This is a genomic window from Mycobacterium shimoidei (assembly GCF_900417275.1).
Taxonomy (GTDB): domain Bacteria; phylum Actinomycetota; class Actinomycetes; order Mycobacteriales; family Mycobacteriaceae; genus Mycobacterium; species Mycobacterium shimoidei.
On record NZ_UEGW01000001.1, the window covers coordinates 3,100,238 to 3,113,019 of the forward strand.

The 12,782-nt window shown below is 64.0% G+C and carries 11 protein-coding genes; 8 read left to right on the top strand and 3 right to left on the bottom strand.

All coding sequences use genetic code 11. From position 1 onward, the window contains the following. The first annotated feature begins 4 nt into the window (after positions 1-4). Complete coding sequence (locus tag MSP7336_RS14975; protein WP_113964034.1) at positions 5-1,528, top strand: aldehyde dehydrogenase family protein; 1,524 nt, start codon at positions 5-7, stop codon at positions 1,526-1,528. Between the two features lie 68 nt (positions 1,529-1,596). After that, complete coding sequence (locus MSP7336_RS14980; RefSeq protein WP_113964035.1) at positions 1,597-2,769, top strand: CaiB/BaiF CoA transferase family protein; 1,173 nt, start codon at positions 1,597-1,599, stop codon at positions 2,767-2,769. Between the two features lie 205 nt (positions 2,770-2,974). On the opposite strand, the gene MSP7336_RS14985 is transcribed toward MSP7336_RS14980, so the two are convergent. After that, positions 2,975-3,739, bottom strand: coding sequence for an adenylate/guanylate cyclase domain-containing protein (locus tag MSP7336_RS14985; protein WP_113964036.1), 765 nt, complete (start codon positions 3,737-3,739; stop codon positions 2,975-2,977). Between the two features lie 73 nt (positions 3,740-3,812). Here MSP7336_RS14985 and MSP7336_RS14990 point away from each other — a divergent pair, with 73 nt between their 5' ends. Together MSP7336_RS14990 and MSP7336_RS14995 are read left to right on the top strand one after the other, a co-directional pair. Continuing rightward, on the top strand, positions 3,813-5,315 hold the full coding sequence (locus tag MSP7336_RS14990; RefSeq protein ID WP_244917466.1) for an HD domain-containing phosphohydrolase: 1,503 nt from the start codon (positions 3,813-3,815) through the stop codon (positions 5,313-5,315). 58 nt (positions 5,316-5,373) lie between these two features. Then, positions 5,374-7,026 carry an ABC transporter ATP-binding protein/permease gene (locus MSP7336_RS14995; protein WP_244917467.1) on the top strand — a complete coding sequence of 551 codons (1,653 nt, stop codon included), beginning with the start codon at positions 5,374-5,376 and terminating at the stop codon, positions 7,024-7,026. A gap of 13 nt (positions 7,027-7,039) precedes the next feature. Here MSP7336_RS14995 and MSP7336_RS15000 read toward each other — a convergent pair whose 3' ends face one another. Both MSP7336_RS15000 and MSP7336_RS15005 read right to left on the bottom strand, forming a co-directional pair. Then, positions 7,040-7,864, bottom strand: a complete 825-nt coding sequence (locus MSP7336_RS15000; protein ID WP_113964039.1) for a hypothetical protein — start codon at positions 7,862-7,864, stop codon at positions 7,040-7,042. Further along, on the bottom strand, positions 7,861-8,472 hold the full coding sequence (locus MSP7336_RS15005) for a TetR/AcrR family transcriptional regulator (protein WP_113964040.1): 612 nt from the start codon (positions 8,470-8,472) through the stop codon (positions 7,861-7,863). Before MSP7336_RS15005 ends, MSP7336_RS15000 begins: the two co-directional genes overlap by 4 nt. 283 nt (positions 8,473-8,755) lie before the next feature. On the opposite strand from MSP7336_RS15005, the gene MSP7336_RS15010 reads away from it, so the two are divergent. The 4 genes from MSP7336_RS15010 to MSP7336_RS15025 all read left to right on the top strand — a co-directional run bounded on the left by MSP7336_RS15010 (position 8,756) and on the right by MSP7336_RS15025 (position 12,776). Further along, a complete protein-coding gene (locus MSP7336_RS15010; RefSeq protein WP_084226450.1) occupies positions 8,756-10,534 on the top strand; it encodes a phospholipase C in 1,779 nt (592 codons plus the stop codon). A 201-nt stretch (positions 10,535-10,735) separates the two neighbouring features. After that, a complete protein-coding gene (locus MSP7336_RS15015) occupies positions 10,736-11,161 on the top strand; it encodes a nitroreductase family deazaflavin-dependent oxidoreductase (protein WP_198167744.1) in 426 nt (141 codons plus the stop codon). After that, positions 11,158-12,123, top strand: coding sequence for an aldo/keto reductase (locus MSP7336_RS15020; protein ID WP_232321027.1), 966 nt, complete (start codon positions 11,158-11,160; stop codon positions 12,121-12,123). Before MSP7336_RS15015 ends, MSP7336_RS15020 begins: the two co-directional genes overlap by 4 nt. After that, the gene (locus MSP7336_RS15025; protein ID WP_113964042.1) at positions 12,087-12,776 is read left to right on the top strand and encodes a nitroreductase family protein; all 690 of its coding nucleotides are present in this window, start codon (positions 12,087-12,089) and stop codon (positions 12,774-12,776) included. The genes MSP7336_RS15020 and MSP7336_RS15025 overlap by 37 nt, the downstream gene beginning before the upstream one ends. Positions 12,777-12,782: the final 6 nt, after the last annotated feature.

Sequence of the window (12,782 nt, forward strand, 5' to 3'; positions counted from 1 at the left end):
TTTGATGCGTGAGTATCAGAGCTTCATCGACGGTAAGTGGTTGAGCGACAACGCCCTCGGCACCATCGACGTTATCGATCCGTCCAACGAAGAGTTGATCGGCCGAGTCGTCGACGGTGGACCAAAGCAGGCGGCAATGGCGATCGAGGCTGCCCGGCGGGCTTTCGACGAAGGTTCGTGGCCGTGGATGTCGGTCCGGGAGCGGGCGAAGATCATCAAGCGATTCGCTGAGATCCTCGATGAGCGCAAAGCGGAGCTTCGGGACCTAGTCGTTGCCGAGATCGGCTCGACCGGCTTCATCACGGACCTGATTCAGGTTGGCGGCGCCATCGAGGCGGCCCACTACTACGGCGAGTTCGTCGAACACGATGTGACGTGGGTAGAGACACCGGGCGGGCCCATAGTTTCGCCGACTGGCCTGGGCGGCGTGACGGTGGTTCGTGAACCGGTCGGGGTGATCGGCGTCATCACTCCATTCAACTTTCCTTTCTCGATCAACATTCAGAAGTGCTTGGCCGCGTTGGCCGTCGGCTGCACTGTGGTACTGAAGCCCCACCCATGGACTCCGATGAACGCCCTGGAGCTTGCCAAGGTTGGCGAGGAAGCGGGCCTCCCGCCGGGGGTGTTCAACGTGGTCGTGGGCGGTGCCGACGTGGGAGAGGAGCTGTGTACGCACCGAGGCGTCGACATGATCGGGTTCACCGGTTCGACGGCGACCGGTCGACGCATCCGCGAGCTTTCGTCGGCAACGATGAAACGCGCACAGCTGGAACTCGGCGGCAAGAGCGCGCATATTGTTCTCGACGATGTCAACGAAAGTGAGGTTGCGGGAATAGGATTCGGGCAGGTGCTGATGCATGCCGGACAGGCATGCACTGTCACGTCGCGACTTCTGTTGCCCGAGCACCTGCTCGAAGCGTATGTCGAGGGCCTCAAAGCCATGGCCCCGATGATCACGGTCGGGGATCCGCGTGATCCCGCCACTGTCGTCGGTCCGCTGATCAGGGATCAGCAGCGTAAAAGAGTTGAATCCTTCGTGGAGTCGGGCCTGCAGGAAGGCGCGCGGCTGGTGGTCGGCGGCAAACGTCCCGAACACCTTCAACGCGGCTTCTATTACGAACCGACGGCATTCGTCGACTGCCGCAGCGACATGCGCTTATGCCAGGAGGAGGTGTTCGGGCCTGTACTGGCGGTGATGACCTACAGCTCCGAAGACGAAGCCATCCGCATCGCGAACGACTCCATCTACGGTCTGGCGGGTCTGGTGATGACCCGCAATTCCGCAAGGGGCTTCAACGTCGCCAGGCAGATCCGAACCGGCACCGTGATGGTGCAGATTGTCGCACCCGGTGTCGATCTAGGAGCCAATCCGGGCGGCGGGCAGGGCCCCGGCTGGTCTTTGCCGGCGCGCGGCATGTTCAACGGCGGGGGGCCGTTCGGCGGCTTCAAGCAAAGTGGACTTGGCCGAGAGCAGGGGCGCTGGGGCTTTGAGGAATACACCGAGCTGAAATCAATCACGATGATGTAGCGGCGCACTGCGCCTTCGACGACGCGGCGTGGGTCCGCGTAGGGACTCCGGGCTGGAAAGGTCGCGTGATGGAACTTCTCAAGGATGTCCGGGTCCTCGAAGTGTCACTCTTCTCGGCGGATGCGCTGGGCGGTCATCTGGCTGACCTCGGCGCAGAGGTGATCAAGGTGGAGCCGCCTGGCGGCGGCGGTTTCCGCGGTTCGGCGGTTTCCGGCGGCGAGCTGCAAGACTCGCACTGGAACCGCGGCAAGAAGAGTGTGGCAATAAACCTGAAAACGACTGACGGTCAAGATGCGTTTCGTCGCCTGGCCGCGAGATCGGCCGTGGTGATCGACGGACTTCGTTACGGAACCGCGCACCGGCTGGGCTTCAGCTACGACGACATCGTCGCAGTTAACCCAACAGTTGTCTATTGCGTGCTCAATGGAATGGGCAGCTACGGGCCGTACACCCAATTACCCACACACGGACTGTCCTTCGACTGTTTCGCCGGCTTGAGTCCGCCGATCATCGAGGCGGACGGAACCCCACGTCTTTCGGGAGCGGCGACAGGGATGACAGGTGTTCTGGCGGGACCGCTGTACGCAGCGATGGGTGTGCTCGCCGGGTTGCACGCTGCGGGGCGAGACGGCAGGGCGCAGTACATCGAGGTAGCGCAAGTCGATGCCGCGATCAACTGGAACTTTCAACACCTCTCGGCGCTGGCCAACGGTCAACCGGCCTACGGCGAGGGAATCCGCGCTTCGCTTAGATACCAGTACTACGAAACGCGCGATGGCAACTACGTGGTGTTCAATGCCCTCGAGGACAAGTTCTGGCTGAGGTTCTGCGAGTCACTCGACCGGATGGATCTATACGAACCGGGGCGCCAGAAGCCGGGAGAGGATGTCGAGGCAGAGGCTTGGCTGCGCAATGAGTTGACGGCGATCTTCAAGGCCCGCACTCGCAGCGAATGGACCGACTTCTTTATCGCGACCGATATCGCTGGTGCGCCAGCGTTTTTGGGCGCCGATCTGTTCGACGACGACCACACGAAGGCCCGCCGACTCGTCTATGAGCAGGCACAGCCTGACGGGACCTCAAAGAGGATGGTGGGTACGTGCATAAAGACCAACCCCGACGACGGATTCGCACCGCGAGGAGCGCCGCACGTCGGGCAGCATACGGAAGAGGTGCTCACCCGCTTGGCAGGCTACGACGCGGCCGGAATTGAGCAGCTACGTTCGACGGGCACGATCTGAACATCTTCGTGCCCATCGAAAGTTGAAACTGCAGGGGTTCGCGTATAGCGGCTTGGCTAACACGACTCAGAATCCGTTGCTCGCAGGTTCAAGTCCCGTCCCCTCACTGTATATTGCCTGTTCAAATAGCATTTATGATCGTTAGGTCGGCTAGGCGTCGCCGAAATTTGGGAGGTCGGCCGGTGTGTTGTGACGGTGTCGGCGACTACGCCCCCAGCACGTGAGCCGTGACCGGCTGCTCGAGGCCGCGCAGGGTCAGGTGACGCTGCGGGCGGCCCGCCACGAGTTCGTCGACGACTCCCGATGCGACGAGCAATTCCCCACCGGCGGCACGCTGCTGCAGCCGCGCTGAGATGTTGACCGTGTGGCCGATCGCGGTGAAGTCGACGACGGCGTCGCCGACGTTGCCGACGTAAGCGACGCCCGCGTTGACGGCCACGCCCAACTGCAGCCACGGCCCGTCGTCACTGCCATAACCGACGGCCTTCAGAAGGTCGACTCCGGCCTCGACCGCGTGCTCCCGGTACTGTGGGCCGCTGATGCCGCGTACAAAGAACGCCATCACTTCGTCGCCAATCAGTTTGTCTATCACGGCATCATGACGTAACAGCGTGCGCATCGCCACGGTGTAGAACCGGTTGAGCAACGCAGCGAAGTCACTGGCGACGCCGCGCTGACCCAGCGCGGTCGACCCGCGGACGTCGGCGAACAACACCGCGACATCCACTTCGGAACCGCCCGCCGGCAGCGCGTCGCAACACCGGCTGCACAGGTTCGGGTTCTTGCGCGACGGTATGAACCCGGCCGCGGCGAACACCCGGCCCACCGCGCCGCCGAACGGGTTGTTGCAGACCTTGCATCGCGGCGCCGACGGCAAATAGCGGAACACCCGTCGGGCCTTCACGAACGGTGCATGGCCTTCCGTGAGGATCGTCGGCCACGGGTCTTGCGGAACGTTGATTGGAACCATGCGCAAATGGTCGATCCGAGCGCCGTATCCGCACATGGGGCATCTGCCTCAAAATCCCGTGCACAATGAGGTCATGGGCCTGCGCAGAGCCGAGTTGCTGGCGGCGATTTCGCTGGCGATCGACCTCGGTCTCGGCCAGCCGATGGAGCACATGCTGCGGTCGTCGCTGATCGCGACCCGCATCGCCGAGCGGATGGGCCTCGACGCCCAGCAGCGCGGGACGGTGTACTACGCGAACCTGGTCGGGTGGGTTGGCTGTCACGCTGATTCGCACGAGTTCTCGGCGCTCTTCGGAGATGACATCGCGTTCCGTGCCGACACCTACAGCGTGGACATGACCGGGCTGCCGTTCCTGCGTCTGATGCTGAATCACGTCGGACGGGACCTGACCGGTTGGGAGCGCGGCATACGCTCAACGGCGTTTCTGTTCACCGCGCGTAACCGGGTCGCCAACCTCATCAGCTCGCACTGCACGTCGGCCAGCGTGCTCTGCGACCGGATGGGCTTGGACCCACAAGTCGGCCAGGCGCTGACGTACATGTTCGAACGCTGGGACGGCAAGGGCCTGCCCAACGGTGCTCGCGAAGAACAGATTCCGTTGGAAATCCACATCGTTCATCTGGCGGATGTCGTCGAAGTGCATCTTCGCACCAGCGGTCTGGACCGCGCGCTAGACATCGTCAAGGCACGGCGCGGCACCCAGTTCAGTCCTGCGGTTGCCGAGGTGTTCGAAGAAAACGCCGCCTCGATCGTCGACCGGCTGCTGGAGATGGACGTCTGGACGGCGGCGTTGGCGCATGCCCCGGACCGCGTACGCACGATAGACGGCGACGAGATCGACGAGTTACTCAGGGCCATAGCAGATTTCGTCGACCTGAAATGCCCAAGCACCCCGGGTTATTCGCGCGCCGTCGCGGATCTGGCCGCTGCGGCGGCGAAGCACGTGCAGATGCCGGGCGAGGATGTCACACGGCTGTACCGGGCGGGTCTCGTGCACGGTCTGGGCAAGTTGGGTGTGTCCAACCAGATCTGGGAGAAGAAGGCTCCGCTGAGCACGGCCGAAGAGGAGCGGGTGCGGATGTACCCGTATCTGACCGGGCGGATCCTCAGCCGGGTCGGCGGGTTGGAGTCGGTGGTGTCCGTCGCGACCAAACACGAGGAGCGGCTTGACGGGTCAGGCTATCCAAGAGGACTTGCCGGTGGCGAGTTGACGGCCCAGGACCGGTTGCTCGCTGCTGCCGTGGCGTATCACCAATTGCTGGAAACCCATCCGGACACCGACGCCGCCAAGCAGCTACAGCAGCGCCCCGGGCTCGACGCGGACTCGGTGGCGGCGGTGTTGGCGGCCGCCGGCCACCGGGTCGGGCGGGCGAAGACGTCTGGCGGGCTGACCGCCCGCGAGACAGAGGTGTTGCGGCTCGTCGCGCAGGGGCATTCGAACCGGGAGATCGCGACCAAGCTGTTCATCGCTGAAAAGACCGCGCGCAATCACGTCGAGCATCTGTACGCGAAGTTGGGTGTCAACAACCGCACCCAGGCCACGTTGGCGGCGATTGACCGCGGGCTGACGGCGTAGCGCGATTTGAGGCAATCGCCCCATGCGGCCACAGACTCGCCGCACCGATGATCCCCGCATGACCGAAATAATCGAACGCAACACCACCACTGCAAATCGCGGCACGCGCGTCGATGCCGTCAACGTGACTCGACGTGTCGGCGCCAAGCAGATCCTGCAGAAGCTGTCGCTGAGCGTGGAACCCGGTGAACTCGTCGCGATCGCCGGGGGCAGCGGTGCGGGCAAGAGCACGCTGCTGGAAATCCTTGCGGGACTTCAGCCTCCGACGATGGGCGAGGTTCGGCGCTCCGAGTCGCGCGTCGGCTTCGTGCCGCAGGACGACATCATCCACATGGAGATGCCACTGCGACGTACGCTGCGGTACGCGGCGCGGTTGCGGCTGCCGGCGGGCACATCGGCGGCCGAGGCGGACCGGGTGGTCGATGAGACGATGGGCTACCTCGACCTCGCGGACCGCGCCGACGTGCCGGTGCGGTCGCTGTCGGGCGGGCAGCGCAAGCGGGCGAGCATCGCGGTGGAGCTGCTGACCCGCCCGCATCTGTTCTTCCTCGACGAGCCGACGTCGGGGCTGGACCCGTCGACCGCGGCCGACGTGATGGCGCTGCTGCGCCGGCTCAGCCAGCGCGGGGTAACGGTCGTGCTGACGACCCATGAGCCGACCGACATCGACCGGTGCGACCGGGTGGTGTTCCTCGCGCGCGACGGGTATCTGGCGTTCACCGGCAGCCCGAACGAGGCGCGGCGCTACTTCAGCGCGCGCAACCTCGCCGAGGTATACACCCGGCTGGCCGGCGAGAACACGCCGCAGATCTGGGCGCAGCGTTTCGAATCCGGCGCCCCGCCCGCGCCTGCGACTGTCGTGCCTGCCGCAGCTCTAGACACCCAGCGCACCAACGCCTTTCGCCAATGGTGGTTGCTGACGCGCCGCAATGTCGATGTGCTGTTGCGAAATCGGCTGACGCTGGCGGTGCTGCTGGGTTCGCCGGTGCTCGTCACGGCGATGATGGCGACGCTGTTCAGACGGGGCGCGTTCGACACCTCCAGCGCGGCCGATGTCGGACCGGCGCAGGTGGTGTTCTGGATTGCGTTCGCGGGCTTCTTCTTTGGACTCACCTATGGGCTTTTGCAGATCGTCGGCGAGATGGCCGTGTTCCGCCGGGAGAGACTGGCGGGTTTGAGCGTCGGGGCGTACGTTGCGGCAAAGGCCGCGGCGCTGCTGCCGGTGTTGGCATTGGTGAGCGCGGTGCTGCTCGGGGTGTTGCGGGCGATGGGGCGGCTGCCGTCGGTCGGCTGGGACGTGTACGGGTTGCTGTTCGGCACGGTGATGGTCGAGGCGGCGTCGGCGTTGGCGTTGGGTTTGTTGGCCTCGGCGGCGGTGACGAACGCGGCGCAGGCGGCTCTCGCATTGCCGATGCTCTGCTTCCCGCAGGTGTTGTTTGGTGGCGCGATTGTGCCCGTCAATGAGATTTCTGCACCGGGGCGCTGGATGAGCACGGTGCTGTCAAACCGGCACGCGTTCGAGGCGCTGGGTCGCGATCTGGATCTGGACCGGTACACGGTGACGCTGCCTGCGATGTCGGCGTACCGTGAGACGTTCCACGGCGGCACCGCGGCCAGCTTGATCGCGCTGGCGTCGTTCGCGGTGGTGCTGACGTTGGCCACGGTGTGGGTGCTGGACCGGCGGTCGGCGCCGGGTGCAACCCGGCGATGACGCGGCGGCTCATTCACGGGTGAGCGACCAGGTACGTTTCGTTGTCGAGGCCCTTGGTCAACTCGTCGACGTCGAAGGGCCGGTCGAAGCGGGCGTTCAGTTCGACCGGATCCAGTAGCAGGCGAATCTCGGCAGTCTGGCGGGCGAAAAGGCGTCCGATGAGCGGATAGAGCCGGCGCATCAGCGCTCGCTCGGGCTTTGTGCAGCGAGACGCGCAGTAACCGACATGACCGATCTCGTCGGTGAGTATCTCCTTGTAGAGCAGTTCGATTCGTGCGCAGACCTCAGGTTCGTCCGCGAACAGCCGTACTCCGGCTCGGCGGAGCTCGTCGAACAGAATGCAGCCGGCCATCTCGGCCGCGCCGACGAACGGAAAGCCGAGACGTTCGGGCAGGAAGACTCCGGCTTTGACGAACTGACGCAGGATGAACGGTGGGGGAACGACCTGAAACGTCAGATCAAAAACCTCGAGCACGTAGGCGAGTAGCCGGGTGTGATAGTGCTCCTCGAGTTCGAGATACACGTTTTCCACCGGCCGGTTCGCATCGCTGTTCACGCCGTAGGTTTCGCCGAGCCCGACCCCGAATCGCTCGGCCTGATTGAGTTTTGCGGTGGCCAGCAAGAACAGCATCCTGTCATCGAGGCCCGCTTCTGGTAGCCGGCGCCGCAGATTGCGCAGAAACGTCGCGCGGTCGGCGGGATAGGCCGAACGCACTGGGTTGGCTTCAATGTCGCCGAAGAACTGCTCACGGTTGGCCAACCGTCGGTTGAGTAGGTCGGGCTCGCCGTCGCGTCGCGCCAAGTACTCGCGGTAGCCTTCGACTCCGTTGTGAGTCATCGTTTCTCCATTCCCTTGACGATGGTGATGACGTAGTGCTTCAGCAGCCGAGGATCATTTGCGCCGGTGGCGAGTAGCGCGAAAAATCCAGTGAGGAAGAACGTTGCGAGCTCAGCTGGGTCGGCATCCGGCTGAACGTGTCCTCGGCGCTGAGCGTCCGCGATCAACCTCATGAGGAAACCCGCCAGCGGGTGCTCGGCGAGTTCGTCGTCGACTGGACGTGATGACATGAAGTGCAGTCCGAGCATGTCGCGAAAGACCACCGCGCCCAGGCGGCGTTCGGCTTCGAGAGCGTGTTCAACGAGTCGAGTGAGCGTCTTCGTCAGGTCTTCGTCGCGTTGTTCGAGATCAGCGACGATTCGGGTCTCTTCGGTCCGCTCCAGTTCGACGAGGACGTGTTCCTTTGTGGGGAAATGGAAGTAGAACGTTCCCCGCACCACGCCCGCCGCGGTGGCGATGGCCGTGACATCCGCCGTGGCCAGCCCATGCTGCGCGATTTCGTTCAAAGCAGCGTCGAACAAGCGCGCCCTCGTCTTGAGCCGCTGCGTTTGTCGTGACTCGCTCGGTGGTCTCCGACGCGCTGGGCGGACTCTTTGAGAGGTCGGCATGAAGCGAGACTACGGGGGATGTTGACGATCGTCAATGACGGTCGTCAACAAGCTGAGGACGCAACCTGCGGCTCGGTGGTGCTGATGTCGACGATTTCTATTCAGCGAGCATGAACCGGAAAGGACCGGAAATTGCGGCGTTCTCGCTGGGCTGGCGATCAATTCCGCGCTGAAACGACGGGTAACAATTGAGCCTACCCGGGTAACAATTGCGAATCGAATAACGGATAACCACTCGTCTGCGTTTACCTTAAGCCCGGCCACAGCTGGAGAGGTATACGCGATGAACAGTAGCCCGTTCCACGGAATGTCTCGTAGAGAGTTTCTCGCTAAAGTCAGCGCAGCGGGCGGTGCCGCAATGCTCGCCGATTGGGCCAGCCCGATCATCGAAAAAGCCTACGCGATGCCGGCCCCATCGGGCTCACTGCAAAACATTGAACACATTGTGCTGTTCATGCAGGAAAACCATTCCTTTGACAACTACTTCGGAACGCGTTACGGCGTCAACGGATTCGGCAACACCCCGAACAATCCCCCGGAGGTGTTCAAACAGCGCGGGTGGGCCCCGTCCGCATCCGGCGGCGGACCCACTGACTTCAACGATCCGACGAAGTTCACCTTGCCGTTCCGGCTGGACACCGAGCGCGGACCGAGCATCTCGGGTGAATGCGTCAACGACCCCGACCACAGTTGGACCGGTCTGCACACCGCCTTCAACGGCGGCGCCAATGACAAGTGGCTGCCGAATTCCATCCAGGCCGTCGGCGACGCCAATGCGCCTGCGGTGATGGGCTACTACACGCGTGAGGACATACCGATCCATTACCTGCTGGCAGACAAATTCACCGTGTGTGACAACTACTTCTGCTCAGTGATCGGCCCTACGGTTCCCAACCGGTTGTACTGGCTCAGCGCGACGCTCGATCCGGAGGGTCAATTCGGCGGCCCAGAGCTGACAACCCCGACGATATGGCCGAAATTCACCTACTCCTGGGAAATCATGCCGCAGTCCCTGGAACGAGCCGGGGTCAGTTGGAAGGTCTACAACAGCCACGATCTGGGCCCGATCAACCGAGTCATCCTCAACGGGTTGGTCAGCGCGTTCAAGCAAGCTCTGGACCCAAAAACCAACCTGTGGATCAAGGGCATCACTCCGCGGTATCCGCTGAACTTCGCTCTCGATGTCGCAACCGATCAACTGCCCCAGGTGTCGTGGGTGGTGGCTCCGGTGATCGAGTGCGAACACCCGGCGCTGCCGGTGTCGCTCGGCGCGGTCGGCATCGTCAACCTACTGCGCATTCTGTTGTCGAATCCGAAGGTGTGGGAGAAGACGGCGGTCATCATCAGCTACGACGAAAACGGTGGCTTCTTCGACCATGTCACGCCTCCGACCGCCCCGCCCGGCACCCCCGGCGAATTCATCCCGCAGTCCATCGTCAACAACGTCGAGGGTTCCGGCGGCATCAGCGGACCGATCGGCCTGGGCTACCGCGTCCCGTGCATTGTGGTCTCGCCGTACAGCCGCGGCGGGCGAGTGGACTCCACGGTCTACGACCACACCTCGCAGCTGCGGCTGATCGAAACCCGGTTCGGGGCCGAGGTGCCGAACCTCACTCCGTGGCGGCGGGGGATTACCGGCGATATGACCAACGCGTTCGACTTCAATACCTTCGACCCGAGTCGCCCCAATTTCGGCACCCCGTTCCTGGATGCGCTGCCCAGACTCCCGCAGTGCATACCAAATGTGGTGACCGGCACGTTGTTTAACGCCGGCAACCCCTACCCGGTGCCGTTCCCCCAGTCGATGCCGGTGCAGGAGGCTGGGCCGCCCGCACCGACAGCCAGCCCGCCCGCGGAGGCAACCAGCCCGCCGGTGCAAGCACCCACGTCGCCGATGCAGCCCGCCGCGCCGGTGCAGCCCGCCGCGCCGGTGCAGCCCACCACGCCACCGCTGCAGGAACTCAGCCCGCCCGCGCAGCCGCCGGTTCCACCTGCGCAGCCGACCCGCCCGCCGGCGCGGCCGAATCCTCCACCGGGGCGGGCAAACGTCCCGGCGCTCTAGTTAACCGAGCAGCGATGGTCTACGCGATCGCTGAACCGGATGCAGATCTGATCCGTCTGAACGTCGACGGACTGTCATGTCGCTTCTTGTGGGATACATGGCACATCGGCGATGGCCGGGCGACGGGACGGAAGCCGCACACTGGCATCAAGCATCTCTGGGCCGGGCAAGGACGCCGAACTATCAAGGGGGCAGCGCACCGTGAGCGTGGACGACGCCGTCGCGCGCGCCCTGGACATCGGGCCGGAGTCCTCTCCGGTTGAGCGCACCATCGACATCACCACGCTGGGCAGGCGCAGCGGTATCCCGCGCCGCATTGAGGTTTGGTTACATCGCGTCGACGGTCGTTGGTATCTGACCGGCATGCCGGTGCATCGCGACTGGTATGCGAACTTGCAAGCCAATCCGCGATTTGTCGTGCACCTCAAACACGGGGTGACGGCCGATTTGCCCGCCACCGCGAGGCCGGTCGACGAGCCGACCCGGCGGCGCGTGATCACCGCGGTACTTGACCTGCAGAACCAGCCCGAGATCGCCGCTCGGGTCGGCGGACACCAGGACCTCGACGAGTGGCTCGCACGCAGCCCTCTCGTCGAAGTCGTGTTCGACAACAGGGGAGAAGGATGAAGTACCGCGCGCTGGGCCGGACCGAAATTCAGGTCAGCCCATGGATCATCGCCGCGGTCGAGCACTCCCTGCGCCGGCTGCACACCGATCACCTCGATCTCTATCAGGTCCACTGCCCCGACCCGACGGTCGACGTCGAAGAGACACTGTCGGCGCTTTCCGACCTGATCCACAGCGGCAAGGTGCGCGCGATCGGGTCGTCGACCTTTCCGGCCTCGGAGATCGTCGAAGCGCAGTGCGTCGCGCAGCGGCGCGGACTCGAGCGCTTCCGAACCGAGCAGCCGCCGTACTCGATCATCAATCGCAGCATCGAACGCGAGGTGCTGCCGATCTGTCAGCGCTACGGGATGGGCACGTTGGTGTGGAGCCCGTTGGGTCAGGGTCTGCTCACCGGCCGATACCGCAAGGGCAAGCAGGCCGACACTCACCGGTCCGGTGGTATGCCGCAGCACTTCGACGATGAGCGCAAGCTCGAGGTCGTCGAACAGCTCATCCCGCTCGCGGATAAGGCCGGCCTGCGCATGACCCACCTCGCGATGGCGTTCGCGATCGCTCACCCGGGTGTCACCTCGGCGATCATCGGGCCGCGCACAGCGAACAGCTCGACGACCTGCTGGCCGGCGGTGACGTCACCCTCGACGACGAAATCCTCGACCAGATCGATGAGATCGCTCCGCCCGATACCGACGCCGGACCCAACAATGTGGCCTACACGCCACCGGCGATCACGGAGCCAAGCCTGCGTCGCCGACCCGCCGCGCAACGCTCCGCCGCCTGACCGACGAGTCGGTCCCGTCGATTGGGGAGTCGTCGACGGCCGAATCCGCGTATGTCAGATTCCGTGGGGGAAACGGCGGCAATTCGCTGGTGGAACAGCCGTGCAGCAGCGCAAACTGGGCCAATCCCGTAGTGGAAAGGGGCAGCAATGGACATCCACGAGGCGCTGTACACCACCAGGATGATGCGGCGGTTGCGGCCTGATCCGATCCCGCTGGACACCCAGGCCCGCATCCTCGACGCGGCCGTTCGTGCTCCCAACGGGGGTAACACGCAGCGCTGGCACTTTTTGGCCGTTGACGATCCCGAGCTGATACGTAAGTTCGCCCACCTGTTCCGCCAGGCCCGCGCCCTGGAATACGAGAAGTTCAAGACCGGGACGGGACCCATGGCAGCACCGGCGCCCGGTGCGGACCTGGCCGCTCACACTGAAACGATGCGCCGCATCAAGGGCTCGGGGGATTACCTGGCTGATCATTTCGAAGAAATTCCTTTGTTGCTCTTCGTTTTTGCCATCGACGACCTCGGCGGCGCCAACATATACCCGGCTATCTGGAGTGCATTGCTCGCTGCCCGCGCCGAGGGCGTCGGCGGGGTCATGACAATGGTGCTTCGCAATTTCGCCGATGAGGTGAATAAGCTACTGGGCGTGCCCGTTGAGGAAGGTTGGACGATGTCGGCGATGCTGACTTTGGGTTACCCGCGCGGCAAGTGGGGTGTCGCCGCCACTAGGCGTCCCGTGCATGAAGTTTCGTCCCGCAATCACTGGGACTCACCATTCGGCGTCGAGGTACCACAGCCGCTGTGGCCCGCACCGGCACTGCCGGCTGCCGGCTGATCCCGC